At 51.0% G+C, this 16,125-nt stretch carries 15 protein-coding genes; 14 read left to right on the plus strand and 1 reads right to left on the minus strand.

The genetic code is table 11. From position 1 onward, the window contains the following. The first annotated feature begins 490 nt into the window (after nucleotides 1-490). The 14 genes from ruvA to nadA all read left to right on the plus strand — a co-directional run bounded on the left by ruvA (nucleotide 491) and on the right by nadA (nucleotide 12,765). A complete protein-coding gene (gene ruvA, locus HLG76_RS13845; RefSeq protein WP_175993858.1) occupies nucleotides 491-1,120 on the plus strand; it encodes a Holliday junction branch migration protein RuvA in 630 nt (209 codons plus the stop codon). A gap of 3 nt (nucleotides 1,121-1,123) precedes the next feature. Beyond that, the gene (ruvB, locus tag HLG76_RS13850; RefSeq protein WP_021024358.1) at nucleotides 1,124-2,137 is read left to right on the plus strand and encodes a Holliday junction branch migration DNA helicase RuvB; all 1,014 of its coding nucleotides are present in this window, start codon (nucleotides 1,124-1,126) and stop codon (nucleotides 2,135-2,137) included. A gap of 508 nt (nucleotides 2,138-2,645) precedes the next feature. Beyond that, the gene (gene cydA, locus HLG76_RS13855; protein ID WP_028569775.1) at nucleotides 2,646-4,229 is read left to right on the plus strand and encodes a cytochrome ubiquinol oxidase subunit I; all 1,584 of its coding nucleotides are present in this window, start codon (nucleotides 2,646-2,648) and stop codon (nucleotides 4,227-4,229) included. Between the two features lie 11 nt (nucleotides 4,230-4,240). After that, nucleotides 4,241-5,377, plus strand: a complete 1,137-nt coding sequence (cydB, locus tag HLG76_RS13860; RefSeq protein WP_077460429.1) for a cytochrome d ubiquinol oxidase subunit II — start codon at nucleotides 4,241-4,243, stop codon at nucleotides 5,375-5,377. 15 nt (nucleotides 5,378-5,392) lie between these two features. After that, entirely contained in the window at nucleotides 5,393-5,500 is a 108-nt protein-coding gene (gene cydX / locus HLG76_RS13865) for a cytochrome bd-I oxidase subunit CydX (RefSeq protein ID WP_021024361.1), read from the plus strand. Continuing rightward, nucleotides 5,493-5,789 (plus strand): cyd operon YbgE family protein, encoded by a 297-nt coding sequence (locus HLG76_RS13870; protein ID WP_158011321.1) that lies wholly within the window; start codon nucleotides 5,493-5,495, stop codon nucleotides 5,787-5,789. The genes cydX and HLG76_RS13870 overlap by 8 nt, the downstream gene beginning before the upstream one ends. A 230-nt stretch (nucleotides 5,790-6,019) precedes the next feature. Beyond that, the gene (gene ybgC / locus HLG76_RS13875) at nucleotides 6,020-6,427 is read left to right on the plus strand and encodes a tol-pal system-associated acyl-CoA thioesterase (protein WP_021024364.1); all 408 of its coding nucleotides are present in this window, start codon (nucleotides 6,020-6,022) and stop codon (nucleotides 6,425-6,427) included. Next, entirely contained in the window at nucleotides 6,424-7,110 is a 687-nt protein-coding gene (tolQ, locus tag HLG76_RS13880) for a protein TolQ (RefSeq protein ID WP_021024365.1), read from the plus strand. The genes ybgC and tolQ overlap by 4 nt, the downstream gene beginning before the upstream one ends. A 3-nt stretch (nucleotides 7,111-7,113) precedes the next feature. Continuing rightward, a complete protein-coding gene (gene tolR / locus HLG76_RS13885) occupies nucleotides 7,114-7,560 on the plus strand; it encodes a protein TolR (RefSeq protein WP_021024366.1) in 447 nt (148 codons plus the stop codon). Nucleotides 7,561-7,569: 9 nt separating this feature from the next. Next, a complete protein-coding gene (gene tolA, locus HLG76_RS13890; RefSeq protein ID WP_175993859.1) occupies nucleotides 7,570-8,631 on the plus strand; it encodes a cell envelope integrity protein TolA in 1,062 nt (353 codons plus the stop codon). A gap of 107 nt (nucleotides 8,632-8,738) precedes the next feature. Beyond that, nucleotides 8,739-10,070, plus strand: coding sequence for a Tol-Pal system beta propeller repeat protein TolB (tolB, locus tag HLG76_RS13895; RefSeq protein WP_077460491.1), 1,332 nt, complete (start codon nucleotides 8,739-8,741; stop codon nucleotides 10,068-10,070). Between the two features lie 50 nt (nucleotides 10,071-10,120). Next, nucleotides 10,121-10,639 (plus strand): peptidoglycan-associated lipoprotein Pal, encoded by a 519-nt coding sequence (pal, locus tag HLG76_RS13900; RefSeq protein WP_077460433.1) that lies wholly within the window; start codon nucleotides 10,121-10,123, stop codon nucleotides 10,637-10,639. Nucleotides 10,640-10,672: 33 nt separating this feature from the next. Next, on the plus strand, nucleotides 10,673-11,410 hold the full coding sequence (ybgF, locus tag HLG76_RS13905; RefSeq protein ID WP_175993861.1) for a tol-pal system protein YbgF: 738 nt from the start codon (nucleotides 10,673-10,675) through the stop codon (nucleotides 11,408-11,410). Between the two features lie 311 nt (nucleotides 11,411-11,721). Further along, on the plus strand, nucleotides 11,722-12,765 hold the full coding sequence (nadA, locus tag HLG76_RS13910; protein ID WP_175993862.1) for a quinolinate synthase NadA: 1,044 nt from the start codon (nucleotides 11,722-11,724) through the stop codon (nucleotides 12,763-12,765). Nucleotides 12,766-13,776: 1,011 nt separating this feature from the next. Here nadA and HLG76_RS13915 read toward each other — a convergent pair. Continuing rightward, nucleotides 13,777-15,537: a chromosome partitioning protein ParA gene (locus tag HLG76_RS13915; protein ID WP_175993860.1), complete on the minus strand. Its 1,761-nt coding sequence runs from the start codon at nucleotides 15,535-15,537 to the stop codon at nucleotides 13,777-13,779. Nucleotides 15,538-16,125 lie beyond the last annotated feature (588 nt).

Genomic DNA, 16,125 nt, shown 5'->3' on the forward strand with positions numbered 1-16,125 from the left:
TGCGCGATCGAGAAGGCGCTTATGCCGACCTACGCCTGGTTTATATATCGGTGGTGCCATTGGCTACGATTACTCGTTCCCACGCTCCTGCGTGGGAATGCATACAATGACAAAATTTATACATCGATGGTGCTATTGGCGTAGGTGACACAAGCCCCAGCAAAATGTTGGATAAGAGCACATTGTCAACGGGCGCCTGTCACGATCGGTGCCAAATTTACCACCAATGTCGGATGGCGCGCGGCCGGCTCGGGTATTCATTATTGATATTGTGCTGGCGCTTATGCCGACCTACGCGATATTCGGGATTTTTGAATACAGAGCGCTTCGCTTACGGAGTACAGAAGAGAGCAGAAAGCAGTTCCTAGGACCTAGGAACTTTATCTACCAGAGCTGGCACGATAGGCTTTTCCGTATCCCCTCAATTCGACTGGATATACATCCAGTTATTCTTTATCCTGGAGGGAAAGTAACAAACAGAGAATCGATTGTGATAGGCCGATTACACGGAACCCTGATAGAAAAGCAGCCGCCGGAAATTTTAATTGACGTAAACGGCGTCGGTTACGAAGTGAGCATGCCCATGAACTGTCTATATCAACTGCCGGACGTGGGTGAGACGGCCACTGTGTATACCCACTTTGTGGTCCGTGAAGATGCGCAATTACTCTATGGTTTCAGCGGTAAACGCGAGCGGGCGCTGTTTCGGGAAGTGATCAAAGCCAATGGCGTGGGGCCTAAGCTCGGATTAGCGATTTTGTCGGGAATGACAGCCAATCATTTTGTCGACAGTGTTGAGCATAACGATGTATCGACCTTGGTGAAGATTCCCGGGGTAGGGAAGAAAACCGCGGAACGCTTGGTGATTGAAATGCGCGATCGGCTTAAAAACTGGGAAGCATTCGATCTCTTTACCCCGCATACGGAGGCGGCTACTGGCGAGGGGGCGGCCACTCGTCCGGCTCCGACCACGGTCTCAACCGCGGCAGACGAAGCGGTGAGTGCCCTGGTTGCCTTGGGCTATAAAGCGGCACAAGCAGAGAAAGTGGTAAAACAAATTGCAACCGATGACATGAGCAGTGAAGACGTCATTCGTCACGCGCTGCGCTCGATGGTGTAACCCATGATAGAAGCTGATCGTTTAATTTCGGCGCAAACCACGCCCGATCGCGAAGATGAAGTGATTGACCGCGCGATACGCCCCAAGTTATTAGAAGATTATCAAGGCCAAGACCACGTTCGTGGGCAAATGGAAATTTTTATCCATGCCGCACGCAAACGCCAAGAAGCCCTGGATCACCTGCTGATTTTTGGCCCGCCCGGCCTCGGTAAAACCACTTTGGCCAATATTGTTGCCAACGAAATGGACGTGAGTATTCGCACCACCTCAGGCCCCGTGCTAGAAAAAGCCGGTGATCTTGCCGCCTTGCTCACCAATCTAGAGCCTCATGATGTGCTGTTTATCGATGAAATTCATCGCCTAAGCCCAGTGGTGGAAGAAGTCTTGTATCCCGCCATGGAAGATTACCAACTGGATATTATGATTGGTGAAGGGCCAGCTGCCCGCTCGATTAAAATCGATTTGCCACCATTTACCCTGATTGGCGCCACTACCCGTGCGGGCTCACTGACATCCCCCCTGCGTGACCGTTTTGGTATTACCCAGCGTTTGGAATACTACAACGTGCGTGATTTAACCGGGATTGTAAAACGCAGTGCGCATTGCTTGGCGTTGTCGATGGAAGACGAAGGGGCCGAGGAAGTGGCGCGTCGTTCACGTGGTACACCACGGATTGCCAACCGTTTACTCCGCCGTGTGCGCGACTTTGCCGAAGTAAAAGGCAGTGGCCACATCTGTCCCGACATCGCCCAGCGCGCCTTGGATATGCTGGACGTTGACAGCCAAGGGTTTGACTACATGGACCGCAAACTGCTCAACGCCATTATTGAAAAATTCGATGGGGGGCCGGTCGGCTTAGATAACCTGGCCGCGGCGATTGGTGAAGAAAAAGACACCATTGAAGATGTGATTGAGCCTTATCTGATCCAGCAAGGCTATTTACAACGCACCCCGCGTGGCCGAATTGCCAGCCAGCGCGCCTATCTGCATTTTGGCTTTGATGTGCCCAAGGTGTGACAAAAACCGGCCGAAAGCTTAACTGAGATCAAGACATTTTTTACCAAAACCGCCCCATTGACCGCCAATCAATGGGGTTTTTTGATCTAGATTAAGGTTATGTAGCACGTGACCCCTTATCGTTACTCTCATCTGCTGACAGTTACAGCCAACCAGAGTGAGATGTGGCTTTGAATTACAGCCAATAATCACCTGGTTTCTTTGTGGTTAATCACAATTTTACACCTTGATGTCGATGCTTTGTTGTTTTTGCAACTGACTCGACAAACCCGGGAAAAGGCGATTAACGCACATAAGTTACGTCTGTAATATTAGTTATAACTTAATTAGAATATATTTAACTATTAAGTAACTTGAGTGTTTCAAGCGTGTAACATGCAGCAGTGACTAGAGAAAGTGTAGCGCTTTCCCCGCACCGGCCAGCGGTTTGGCGGCCATGCAGGGTGAGAAAGTAAAACGAGCGATACAACTGTATCGGCACCGAAAGCGGTGTAAAGGAGTGACCATGATTACCGATATCGTCGATTTATCGCGGCTGCAGTTTGCGCTGACCGCGATGTATCACTTCCTGTTTGTTCCCCTAACGCTAGGTTTGGCATTTTTGCTGGCCATCATGGAATCGTTATACGTGATGACCGACAAGCAAATCTACAAAGACATGACCAAGTTTTGGGGTAAACTCTTTGGGATTAACTTTGCGCTCGGTGTGGCAACCGGCCTTACCATGGAGTTTCAATTCGGGACCAACTGGGCCTACTATTCCCACTACGTCGGGGATATTTTTGGTGCCCCGCTTGCCATTGAAGGGTTGATGGCCTTCTTCCTTGAATCCACCTTTGTGGGCTTATTCTTCTTTGGTTGGGATCGTCTCAGTAAACGTCAGCATTTGGTCACCACTTGGCTGGTGGCGTTAGGCTCTAACTTTTCCGCGCTTTGGATCCTGGTCGCCAACGGCTGGATGCAAAACCCAGTGGGCTCGGAGTTCAACTTCGAAACCATGCGTATGGAAATGGTGAGCTTTGCCGATGTGGTCTTTAACCCGGTAGCACAAGTCAAATTTGTTCACACCGTCGCGGCAGGCTACACCACCGGGGCAATGTTCGTGCTCGGTATCAGTGCCTACTACCTACTGAAAGGGCGTGATCTCGCCTTCGCACGTCGCTCGTTTGCAATTGCTGCCTCCTTTGGTATGGCCGCGATCGTCTCGGTCATTATTCTGGGTGATGAATCCGGTTACGAGCTGGGCGATGTACAAAAGGTCAAATTGGCGGCGATTGAGGCCGAATGGCACACCGAGGAAGCGCCAGCAGCCTTCACCGTGGTGGGTCTTCCTAATCAAGACACCATGCAAACTGATTATGCGATCAAAATCCCGTATGCGATGGGGATCATTGCCACGCGCTCACTGGATAAAGAAGTGACAGGCTTAACCGATTTGATTGCTGAGCACGAAACCCGTATCCGCAACGGGATGCAGGCGTACGCATTGCTAGAAAAATTGCGTGCCGGCGAGACATCGTCTGAAACTAAAGCCGCCTTTAATGAAGTGAAAAATGACCTCGGTTATGGTCTGCTGCTCAAGCCTTATACCGATAAAGTGGTTGATGCCACCGAAGGGCAAATTCAGCAAGCGGCACAAGACTCTATTCCACACGTGGCACCGTTGTTCTGGAGCTTTAGGATCATGGTGGCCTGTGGCTTTGCGATGCTGTTTATCTTTGGCATGAGCTTCTGGCAAACCTGCCGTCAACGTATTGATCAAAAACCTTGGCTACTCAAACTGGCACTGATTGGTATTCCGCTGCCTTGGATTGCCTGTGAAGCGGGCTGGTTTGTTGCCGAATATGGTCGTCAGCCTTGGGCTGTGGGTGAGATTTTACCAGTGCATATGGCCGCCTCTAACCTCGCTGCAGGCGATATCATCTTCTCGATGGTGGCGATTTGTTCGCTCTACACCGTCTTTCTCGTCGCCGAGCTCTATCTGATGTTCAAGTTTGCGCGCTTGGGGCCAAGTAGCCTCAAAACCGGCCGCTACCACTTTGAACAAAAAGGCAATCCAGAAGCGGATTTCAGCCGCCAGATTGAAGCATAAGGAGAGATAGCATGTTTGATTATGAAATGTTACGGCTGATCTGGTGGGCGCTTATTGGGGTGCTACTGATTGGCTTTACCGTCACCGATGGCTTTGACATGGGGGTGGGCGCCTTGCTCACCCTAATCGGCAAAACGGATAGTGAACGGCGGGTGATGATTAACTCAGTCGCCCCGCACTGGGAAGGCAACCAAGTTTGGCTAGTGACCGCGGGTGGGGCACTATTTGCTGCCTGGCCGCTGGTTTATGCAGTGTCATTCTCTGGGTTTTATATCGCGATGGTGCTTACACTGGCAGCGTTATTTTTCCGTCCTATGGGCTTTGACTACCGCTCAAAAATTGATGATAAGCGCTGGCGTACTGCCTGGGACTGGGGCCTGGTTGCCGGTGGTTTTATACCGCCTGTGATTTTCGGTGTCGCCTTTGGCAACTTGCTGCAAGGCGTACCATTTCAGTTAAGCGAGCTGTTGATCCCAACCTACACCGGTGGCTTTTTCGCACTGCTTAATCCATTCGCACTGGTGTGTGGCCTTGTGAGTCTGTTTATGGTGGTGCTGCAAGGGGCAACCTGGCTGCAAATGAAAACCACCGATGCGCTGCATGTACGGGCACGCAATGTGGCGCAACTGTGTGCGCTACTGACCACTGTCTTGTTCGTGGCAGCGGGCTTTTGGGTACAAAACCTGGAAGGCTTTGTGGTGGTCAGTGAAGCGGCGAATCAAGCGGCGTCTAATCCACTGGCGAAAGAGGTGGCGGTGCAAAGCGGCGCGTGGATGCACAACTACCAAGCGATGCCAATCCTTTGGTTAGCTCCCATTGTCGGTGCGGTGATGCCACTATTGGCACTGCTGGCGTCTCGAGTTGAACGTGGTGGCTGGGCCTTCTTGTTCTCGAGCTTGGCCATTGCTGGGGTAATTTTGACCGCGGGTATCGCGATGTTCCCCTTTGTGATGCCATCGAGCACCTTCCCAAGTCATAGTTTGACCATGTGGGATGCCACCTCGAGCGAACTGACATTATCGATTATGACTATCGTCGCTGCGATTTTTGTGCCGATTATCTTGGCTTACACCTTGTGGTGCTACATTAAGATGTTCGGCCGCTTAGATGCGCAATATATTGAAGACAACAAACATTCACTGTACTAAGTAAGGAGCCTGCATATGTGGTATTTCACGTGGATTCTCGGTGTGCTGCTGGCATGCGCCTTCGGGATCATCAATGCGTTATGGCTTGAGCATACCGAAGCCATGGATCACGATAATGAGTGATCGCCAACCCGCTCCGTTAGGCCAGGATTTTTCTGGCCTTTGGCGGCTGCTCTCATTGGCCAGTGCATTATGCTGGGGGGGCCAAGTAATGTGGGCGCCTGAAGCCTTCGCGCAGCGCATGGGCGGCGTCACGTTCCTCATGGGCGTGGGCCTACTTTACGCCACCTGCTTGGGCGTGATTCACGCTGTCGGCTTTACAGCGCAAGGAAAATGGAGCCGCTGGCTTACTTGGCCGCCATTAGGGTGGGGCGTGTCTCTTCTTTTGCTCGCCTTGATGTGGCTACGCTAGTTGAGCCAAACGCTCGGTGAGCAAGCGCAAAGTGACAAACGAATGACAAAAGCACCCAAGCGGTGCTTTTTTCATCACTGGCCGCGGAGTCATTGTGTGTTTTTTGCGGCATATCACTTCTTGCGCCCGTCATGGGCCACCAATGCAGCGACTGCGCGGCTTCAGCATTTCTATACATCGACAACTTAGGTATAGTAATTGCCTATCGCTGAACCTATATGGATACAGTCATGACTGAATCAACGCCGTTTCGTTGGCCCGTACGTGTTTATTATGAAGACACAGACGCCGGCGGGGTGGTTTATCACGCCAACTACCTCAAGTACTTTGAGCGTGCGCGCACTGAACTGTTACGCCAAATCGGTGTCAATCAACAGGCCTTGTTTGCTGAGCACTATGCGTTTGTGGTGCGCCACATGGATATCGACTTTCACCGCGGTGCACGGCTGGATGATGCCCTTGATGTTGTCACCACAGTGTCAGCCATGGGGCGCGCCAGCATGACGTTTTGTCAAAGCTTGGTGAATTCTGATCAAAAAGCATTGTGTGTGGCAACGGTTAAGATAGCCTGTGTCGACCCAGCCACCATGAAACCCAAATCGATTCCAACACAGATTAAATCGGAGATGATGACGTGACCGCTGAACTTTCCATTCTCGACCTGTTTTTACAAGCAAGCCTGCTTGTTAAGGGAGTGATGCTGATATTACTGGGTATGTCAGTGATGTCTTGGGCCATGATCATCAAGCGCTCAAAAGTGATGCAGCAAGCCTTTAGCCGAGCGGAGCGATTTGAAGACCGATTCTGGTCGGGGATCGATCTCTCGCAACTCTTTCAAGAAGTGCAGGCCCGCAAGGATCACCTCACCGGTAGCGAGAAAATTTTCTACGCAGGTTTCAAAGAATTTGCCCGCCTGCATCGCAGTAACGACAAAGTGCCTGATGCCGTGATGGAAGGCACGTCACGGGCGATGCGTGTTTCCCTGTCTAAACAAGTTGAAGAACTTGAAACCCACTTACCGTTTTTGGCCACCGTGGGCTCAATTAGCCCCTACATCGGCCTATTTGGCACCGTGTGGGGCATTATGCATGCCTTTATCGCCCTGGGTGCGGTGAAACAAGCCACATTGGCGATGGTTGCGCCCGGGATTGCTGAAGCCTTGGTCGCGACAGCCATGGGCCTATTTGCAGCGATCCCTGCCGTCATGGCTTACAACCGTTTGACAGCCAAAGTGAGCAAGCTTGAACACAACTACATGAACTTTATGGAAGAATTTTCTAGCATTCTTCACCGTCAAGCGTTTGCGGCAACCCAGGAGTAATCCATGGCGTATCAACCAAAACGACGCAAAATGACGGCGGAAATCAATGTGGTGCCCTACATTGACGTGATGCTGGTATTGCTGATTATCTTTATGGTCACCGCGCCGTTTGTGACCCAAGGCGTCGATGTCGATTTACCACAGACCACGCAGGCCAAAACAGCGGCAGAGTTGGCGGAAGAAGAAGATAGCGGCGCGTTCATCATTGTGGAAGTAGACCAAGACGGCCAGCTCGGGCTCAGTGTCAACAATGGTGATATGACCCGAGGACTCAGCCTAGAAGAAATCTTGGTGCGGGTGAAAGCCGAACTTCAGCTTAATCCTAAATCCCCCGTCTTAGTCGGCGGTGATGGCCGCGTCCCCTATTCCGAGATCATCCTAACGCTTGATGCATTAAACCAAGCCGGTGTGTCGTCGGTGGGCTTAATGACAGAGCCATATGAGTCGTAGGTGAGGATGATGAACGAGCCAAACCATCGCGATCAGGCGACCAAAAGCAAGAAAAAAGACTCACTGGTGCCAGCGCTTGCCATTTCCGGCGGGCTACACGTGTTGTTGGTGATTGTGCTGTTATGGGGGGCAGATTTCACCTCAGACGCCAAGCCAACCCCCAAAGCTGGGCGCTCCATTGAAGCCACCGTGATTGATCCGGCCGTGGTGAATGCGCAGGCAAAAAAAATTCGCGCGCAGCGTGATCAAGCCAAACGCGAAGAAGCCGAGCGGTTAAAGCGATTAGAGCAGCAAGCGAAACGCCTTGAGCAACAACGCGAGCAAGAAGAACAGCGCCTTCGCGAAGTGAAGCGGAAAAAGCTCGAAGCGGAACGTCAAGCACGAGAAGAGCAAAAGCGGATTGCCGAAGAGCAAGCCAAGGCCAAAGAACAAGCACGCCTTGCCAAACAACAAGCAGAACAAGCCGAACGCGAACGTCAGCGCAAGTTAGAACAACAACGGAAAGCGGAATTGGCGGCGGAAAAAGCGGAGAAAGCGCGGCAAGAAAAACTGGCGGCTGAACGCAAAGCCGAAGCTGAACGCCAACGCAAGCTTGAGGCAAAGCGCAAAGCCGAAGAGCAAGCGTTAAAAGAGGCAGAGCAGGCGCGCAAAGAAGCCGAACAAGCGAGAAAAGAGGCCGAGCGCCGGGCAGAAGAAGCCAAACGGCAACAGCAAGAGCAAGAAGCGGCGCTTAATGATTTGTTTTCGGGGCTGGAATCGGAAGCCAGCCAACGGCAAAGCGCGCGCGGACAATTTGTGGACGACGAAGTGGCGCGATACGGCGCCATTTTTACGCAAATGATCCAACAAAGACTGATTGTTGATGATGGTTTAAGTGGCCAAGAGTGTGTGGTCAATATGCGCTTGTCACCTACCGGCCTATTGCTTAATGTGGAACAAAAAGCGGGCAACTCGCGATTGTGTCGTGCAACAAAAACCGCGGTCGCGTCCGTATCACAATTTCCAATGCCAGACGATGGCGATATTATTGCTAAGTTACGTGATATCGAGTTAACCGTTCGACCTAACTAACCGACAGGATAAAAAACATGATGGAAGTGAGCCCCTGTGGTGGCACAAACCATGTCACAAACACGCGTCAGGATCGTTTACGGACGTGGCAAGTTGCCGCCGTTGTAATGCTGTTGGCCTGTTTGTCGTTACTCACGCAACCGGCACACGCTGCGCTTAAGTTGGTGATCACCGAAGGGGTGAACACAGCCAGGCCCATTGGCGTGATCCCCTTCCAATGGAAAGGGCAAGGCGAGATGCCTGAAGATATTGCCGGTGTAGTGGGATCCGATTTACGTCGCAGCGGTAAATTTAACCCATTATCTGTCAGTGACATGCCGCAAACGCCTTACAAAGATGCCGATGTCGATTACAACGCTTGGACCTCGCTCGGGGTGGATGCCGTGGTCACTGGCACCGTGACGCCCACGTCAGACGGCCGTTACCAAATTGATTACCAACTGATTGATATTGTGCGTGGCCAGCTCACGGGCGGCGACAGTAAAGGCCTAGGCGCCGATGGCCAGCTGGTACAAACCGATGACCACTTACTGGTCAACAACCGCGCCACGGTCAAAGAAAGCGATCTGCGCCGTTATTCGCATCGCATTGCCAATATTGTGTATGAACAGCTCACCGGCGAAAAAGGAGCCTTCTTGACCCGTATCGCCTATGTGGTGATTGATAAAGAGAACGACTATCCCTACCAACTGCGCTTATCGGATTACGATGGCTATAACGAACGCTTGATCTTGCGCTCTAAACAGCCATTGATGTCACCGTCGTGGTCACCGGATGGTCGCCAACTGGCATATGTCAGCTTTGAAAATGGCCAAGCCGAAATCTTTGTCATGGATATTTACACCGGTGAGCGCGAGAAGATTTCGTCTTATCCGCGTCACAATGGTTCGCCTCAGTTCTCGCCCGATGGCAGCAAGCTGGCCATGGTGCTGTCCAAAACCGGTAGCCTGCAGCTTTATATCTTCGATTTAAAGAGCAAAAAACTGACCCAAATTACCCATGGTCGTGCCAATAGCACCGAGCCATTTTGGGATCCCGATGGTAACTCGCTCATCTACACCTCGGACCGGGGTGGCAAACCACAGATTTATCGCGTAAATTTAGATGATGGAACCAGCCGACGGATCACGTGGGAAGGCAATCAAAATATGGGAGGGCAACTGACTCCTGATGGCCGCCACTTGATCATGGTAAATCAATCCGCGTCTGGCTATAACATTGCAAAACAAGACTTAAACAGCGGGGCGGTGCAAATCCTAACCAAAACCTTGTTGGATGAGTCGCCAAGTATTGCGCCAAATGGCAGCATGGTGATTTACAGCTCGGTATATGGACGTAAGAATGTGTTGTCACTCGTCTCAATCGACGGCCGCTTTAAAGCGCGGTTACCGGCAACCAACGGGCGCGTGCGTGCACCAGCCTGGTCACCTTACCTGTAGTTTTTTAATTTTAAACAACGTGCGCTAACTTTCTAGAAAAGGAAAATAGAATGCAAATCAATAAAGTACTGAAAGGTCTGGCGGTGGCACTGCCAATGTTAACTCTGGCTGCGTGTAGCTCAAGCGACAGCGCGACGGGCAGTGATGCTGGTCAATCAACCAACCAAAACGGCACTACCGTGGTATCACCGGTTGACGGCCAAGGCTCAATGACTGAGCAACAAATCCGTAACCAAGAGCTGCGTCAGTCGCAAACCGTTTACTTCAACTTTGACGACTCATCAGTACTACCACAATACGAAGACATGCTGGATGCGCACGCGACTTACCTGCGTGACAACCCAGCGATGGAAGTAGTCGTTGAAGGCCATGCTGACGAGCGCGGTACCCCAGAGTACAACATCGCACTGGGCGAGCGCCGTGCTGAAGCTGTGTCTAAATACCTACAAGCGTTGGGTGTGCCAGCTAGCCAAATCTCTATCGTGAGCTACGGCGAAGAAAAACCGCTGGTCCTTGGCCAAAGCGAAGAAGCTTACGCCAAAAACCGTCGTTCGGTATTAGTGTACTAATCCAGCCGATAGGTAGTGGAAACGAGTATGAAAATAAACAGTAACTCTGTGCGAACCCTCGCGCTGGCGTTACTGGTGAGTGTGGCAGCCCCCGCGGCTGCCACATCTGCTCCGGTGACAGAAGTAGGGGCGGGTGGCTCTGCCGTTGATCGTCTAGAACGTATGCTACAAGCGCGCAACCAAATGCAGCTGGATATGCAACGCCAACTTGATCAAATGGCGCAAGAGCTAAGCACGTTACGTGGCAGTGTTGAGCGTAACAGCTACGACATCAAACAAATGGTAGAACGCCAACGCGATCTCTATCGCGAGGTTGATACGCTAAGAACCACCAAACAGACACCTGAAAAGTCTAAAGACGAAAAAGAGCAGAGCATAGAGGGAAGTGCGGTTCGCTTTACGGATGATAAAAGCGAAAACGCCGCGTATGAAGCTGCCGTCAACCTGATCTTGAAAGAGAAAGACTACCAAGGGGCGACCAAAGCGTTTAACGCTTTCCTTTCACAATACCCAGAGTCGGTATACACAGCAAACGCCCACTATTGGCTCGGCCAGCTTTATTTTTCTAAAAGTGAATTTGAGCAGGCAAACCAAGAGTTTACGGCAGTTAGCAAGTTTAAAGACTCCAACAAACGCGCCGACGCATTGCTCAAACTCGGCCTGATTGCGCAAAAACAAGGTAACGGCGACCAAGCCGATCAATACTTCCAGCAAGTGATTGATACCTACCCAGACTCAACCAGCGCCAAACAAGCCAAAAATGCGATGTAGGACGATGGTGCCATCGGCGTAGGTGACACAAGCCCCTATACGGTGTTGGATAGGGGCACATTGCCAACGGGCGCCTGTCACGATCAGCGTTAGAATTTAGCACGAATGTCGGAGGTACGCCGCGGACATTGATTCAGTAGTCCGCATCTCACCGGTGCTTGTCCGACCTACGCGTTATTTTAACGTCGATGAAGGTATTGATTCCGTGCCACGGCGCTTTTCCGGTCTGCGTGCTAATTTGTTTCTCCCCCCACTCGCGTTATACTACCCGGACTGGAAGCCCCGGACTGGAAGTAAGCATGAGTAATCCCATGAGCCAAGTGATTGAAACGTCGCAAAGGGTCTATCCCTTTCCGCCGAAACCGATGGCATTGAGTGACGAAGAGAAAAAACAACATGTTGCGCGCATCAAACAACTATTAAAACAAAAAGACGCGGTACTTGTTGCTCACTATTACACGGACCCAGAGATCCAAGCCCTCGCCGAAGAAACCGGCGGGTGTGTGGCCGACTCGTTAGAAATGGCCCGTTTTGGCAATCAACACCCAGCCAAGACCCTGATCGTGGCCGGTGTACGCTTTATGGGTGAGACCGCTAAAATCCTCACCCCAGAGAAAACCGTCTTAATGCCAACGCTTAATGCCGAGTGCTCGTTAGACTTAGGTTGTCCTGCCGATGAATTCACCGCGTTTTGTGACGCACACCCAGACCACACCGTCGTGGTGTATGCCAATACCTCGGCCGCCGTCAAAGCACGTGCCGATTGGGTGGTCACCTCAAGCATCGCGTTAGAGACTGTCGAGCACCTAGACAGCCAAGACAAGCCAATTATCTGGGCCCCAGATCGCCACCTAGGCGCCTATATCGAAAAAGAAACTGGCGCTGACATGGTGTTATGGCAAGGCGAATGCGTAGTCCACGACGAATTCTCAGCCCAAGCGCTAGAAAAAATGAAACACCTTTACCCCGACGCCGCGATTCTTGTTCACCCTGAATCCCCAGCGAGCGTGGTAAAAATGGCCGATGCCGTTGGCTCGACCAGTCAGCTGATCAAAGCGGCGCAAACCTTGCCGAATAAAAAGCTGATTGTCGCCACCGATAAAGGTATTTTCTACAAAATGCAACAAATGGTGCCAGACAAAGAATTAGTCGAAGCCCCCACCGCCGGCGCAGGTGCCACCTGTCGCAGCTGCGCCCACTGCCCATGGATGGCAATGAACGGCCTTAAAGCGATTGAAAACGCACTAGAAAACGGTGGCGAAGAGCATGAAATTCATGTTGATGATAACGTGCGCGAAAAAGCGTTAATCCCACTCAACCGCATGCTCAACTTCGCCGCGGAGATGAAGGGGTAACATCGTTCCTAGGACAAGCGCCAATGGCACCAACGATATATAAACCAGGCGTAGGTCGGACAAGCGCCAGCACAATGCCAACCATTATCACGATGTGTGCCGCGCGCCCGTTGCACGGCGCCTCCAACATCATGGTCAAAATTGGCGCCGATCGTGAATGGCATCATTGACGTTAAAGTATGCGTAGGTCGGACAAGCGCCGGTGCGGTGTTAATCATGAATACCCAAGCCAAAGCGCGCCTCCGACATTGGCGGCCAAATTTCGCACCGATGTTAAATTTGGCGCCGATCGTGACAGGCGCCCGTTGGCAATGTGCCTATATCCAACAAAGTCTTGGGGCTTGTGTCACCTACGCCAATGGGATCATCGATATACAAACCAGGCGTAGGTCGGCATAAGCGCCTTCTCGATCGCGCAAGCTTGGTGTGATTTCCGCCGCGCGCCATCCGACATCGGCGGTCAAATATTGGTACCGATGTTAAATTTGGCACTGATCGCGACAGGCGCCCGTTGACAATGTGCACATATCCAACACCTTGCCGGGGCTTGTGTCATCGTCGCCAATGGAATCACCGATATATAAACCAGGCGTAGGTCGGTATAAGCGCCTTCTCGATCGCACAAGCTTGGTGTGATTTCCGCCGCGCGCCCGTTGCACGGCGCCATCGGACATTGGCGGTCAAATATTGGCACCGATGTTAAATTTGGCACCGATCGTGACAGGCGCCCGTTGGCAATGTGCACATACCCAACACCGTGCCGAGGCTTGTGTCACCGTCGCCAATGGAATCACCGATATACAAACCAGGCGTAGGTCGGCATAAGCGCCTTCTCGATCGCGCAAGCTTGGCGTGATTTCCGCCGCGCGCCATCCGACATTAAAGCCAAATATTGGAGCCGATCGTGACAGGCGCCCTTGCGATGTTAATGGTATTTCTGCCTGTTTACCCAATATTGGGTGATAAAATAAAACGCCCCACCAAATGGTGGGGCGTAAGGATTATCCGTTATTACTTAATTTTTCTTAGCGTCGCTGTTGCCCTTTTGTTGCCGTCGCTGTCTAGGGTATCACGCACTAATAGGCCGCGATCCCAGTTTTTGCCCGCTGGCATATAGCTAAAGCGGTTGATCTTAAAGTTATCCTCAGTGTCACCTTCGTTACGATCATTCCAACGAATCGTCGTGTTCAGTTGGTCCAAGGTGGCTTTTGATGCGCCGGCAGCCTTGGTGGTAAACCACCAGAAGTCCATATTGGCGAGCTCTTGATAGCTTACGGTTTCGTTCAAATCAGCAAGGTAGCAACTACCGTTATTACTATTGAGCTCCTTACCGCTTGTTGTTAAGCCATCGGCATCAAATGTATAGGTTGCTTCTGCTACTTTATCGCAACCAGGCCGTGTCATCACTACACGCCAAGTCCCTTGAAAATCGACATAGCGATCTTGACCGACGCCTGCAACTGGGTAAATAAATTTGACGGACTCTGACACGCGGCCGGGATAATCGTTTTTATCAAGATGTTTTTTACGGCGTGTTTGCACATAAACGTCAGCAACGGGATCATAACTGCCAGAAAGTGTTTCTTCTAGCATCTTAGAACCGTCTTGTTTGTCAGAGTCATCGCGTATCACAACCTCGAACTGAGAAAGTGTTTGCTCGCTGCAGTTGGCATTGGCCATACATTGATAGACGGCCCCCATCGTCGCCACCTTGGGCCATTTATAATCTTTATCGCTAGGTTCTCGCTTGGTTGGGTCGACAACCGATAATTGATAGGAGCCACTACTGTTGTGAGCAACGCTCGTTAGATTGCCGTCAATCTTTATAGCGCTACCGTTACATGAATATTGACCATCTGATGGGCTAGTAAATACACCACCTTGCTTAACACAAGTGAGATATTTTGCGGCTTTTTTACCAGACAAGGTGCTGTCGTTAGAGCCCGCGTGAACGATAAAACCTTCCTCTTTGGTGGTAAAGGTTTGCCCGCCTAGGCCGACGGTTTCTTTAAATACCTTGTCACCTAAGGTGCGATCGGCATGAAGCACCAACTGATAGCCGGAATCCTCGCCGTTTTTAACACGTTGCTTGGCACTGCGTTCAACAAACGTCCAATTTGAGCCTTTCGCCCAGTGAGCGAGCTTATCGTCACTGCCGCGTTTTAGTCCTTTGAGTGAGCCTTCGATGTGTTTTGTTGCCTCGTCTTCACTGACAAGTTCGCCTTGTTTACCTAATTTTTTAAGTAAGTTTTGTGCTGATGTTTCGAAATCATCATCCAGCTTAATCTGTTTTAGCGCATCAATCATTGTCTCGTCATTGGGCGATTGAATCGCATCGGGAATCACGATCGATGCATCGCTGCCACTATCATTAATGGTCAACAATAGGCGGGCAAGATTGATTGAACGCTGGTATGTGCCTGCCGCTTCAAACGGGGTGGTGATATCACGTGGCGAAACATGACCAATCACTAAGCCATCGACCTCGCCATTGAATTCACCACCAAGAATAAAGGTGACATTATCGGCATTGGTGTCAATCTTGTATGCCCCCTCGGCATTCGTTTTGCCGCTCTCGCTGCCTGAGATATAAAAAAGCCCCTCAACTTTAGCATCGATAAACTCGCCTTGAGTCGGAATCGCAATACTTGTTTTTTCTACTTTTTGCGTATCATTATTTACAGGATTGTTGGAGGCTGAATCGTCACCTCCCCCTCCACAGCCAACTAACGCAGTAGAAACGGCCAATGCGATAAAGCTTAGTTTTTTCATCTTAAAACTCATTTTTTTAGTTTTTTTGGTTATATGCAAAATTGCCGCAAAGATACTAAGGGATTGATTTTAAGATGTATATACAAGAGGACATCGACTGCCTGTTTTACAGGCAAATATCAAAAGATAAGATAAAAATTTGATGTTAGTCAGGTTGTTGAGGCAATAAAGTGTCAGTAGAGGGGGTAGGCAAGCGTCAAGCCGTTTTTTCCGTTTTTTCCGTTCTCCGTAAGCGAAGCGCTCTGTATTTAAAAATCCTGAATGTCGCGTAGGTCGGCATAAGCGCCAGCACAGTGCCAATAAGTATCATAATGTGTGCCGCGCGCCCGTTGCACGGCGCCTCCGACATTGGCGGTCAAATATTGGCACCGATCGTGACAGGCGCCCGTTGGCAATGTGCACATATCCAACAATGTGCCGGGGCTTGTGTCACCTACGCCAATGGGATCATCGATATACAAACCAGGCGTAGGTCGGCATAAGCGCCTTCTCGATCGCACAAGCTTGGTGTGATTTCTGCCGCGCGCCCGTTACACGGCGCCTCCGACATTGGCGGTCAAATATTGGCATTGATCGTGACAGGCGCCC

Origin of the sequence: Salinivibrio sp. EAGSL (genome assembly GCF_013366455.1) — a bacterium.
Lineage (GTDB): Bacteria > Pseudomonadota > Gammaproteobacteria > Enterobacterales > Vibrionaceae > Salinivibrio > Salinivibrio costicola.

What these genes read in the sequence shown, in the direction of transcription:
- ruvB (WP_021024358.1), top strand. Translation starts at nt 1,124, where the DNA reads ATGATAGAAGCTGATCGTTTAATTTCGGCGCAAACCACGCCCGATCGC.
- cydB (WP_077460429.1), top strand. Translation starts at nt 4,241, where the DNA reads ATGTTTGATTATGAAATGTTACGGCTGATCTGGTGGGCGCTTATTGGG.
- cydX (WP_021024361.1), top strand. Translation starts at nt 5,393, where the DNA reads ATGTGGTATTTCACGTGGATTCTCGGTGTGCTGCTGGCATGCGCCTTC.
- HLG76_RS13870 (WP_158011321.1), top strand. Translation starts at nt 5,493, where the DNA reads ATGAGTGATCGCCAACCCGCTCCGTTAGGCCAGGATTTTTCTGGCCTT.
- ybgC (WP_021024364.1), top strand. Translation starts at nt 6,020, where the DNA reads ATGACTGAATCAACGCCGTTTCGTTGGCCCGTACGTGTTTATTATGAA.
- tolR (WP_021024366.1), top strand. Translation starts at nt 7,114, where the DNA reads ATGGCGTATCAACCAAAACGACGCAAAATGACGGCGGAAATCAATGTG.
- tolA (WP_175993859.1), top strand. Translation starts at nt 7,570, where the DNA reads ATGAACGAGCCAAACCATCGCGATCAGGCGACCAAAAGCAAGAAAAAA.
- tolB (WP_077460491.1), top strand. Translation starts at nt 8,739, where the DNA reads ATGCTGTTGGCCTGTTTGTCGTTACTCACGCAACCGGCACACGCTGCG.
- pal (WP_077460433.1), top strand. Translation starts at nt 10,121, where the DNA reads ATGCAAATCAATAAAGTACTGAAAGGTCTGGCGGTGGCACTGCCAATG.
- nadA (WP_175993862.1), top strand. Translation starts at nt 11,722, where the DNA reads ATGAGCCAAGTGATTGAAACGTCGCAAAGGGTCTATCCCTTTCCGCCG.
- HLG76_RS13915 (WP_175993860.1), bottom strand. Translation starts at nt 15,537, where the DNA reads ATGAAAAAACTAAGCTTTATCGCATTGGCCGTTTCTACTGCGTTAGTT.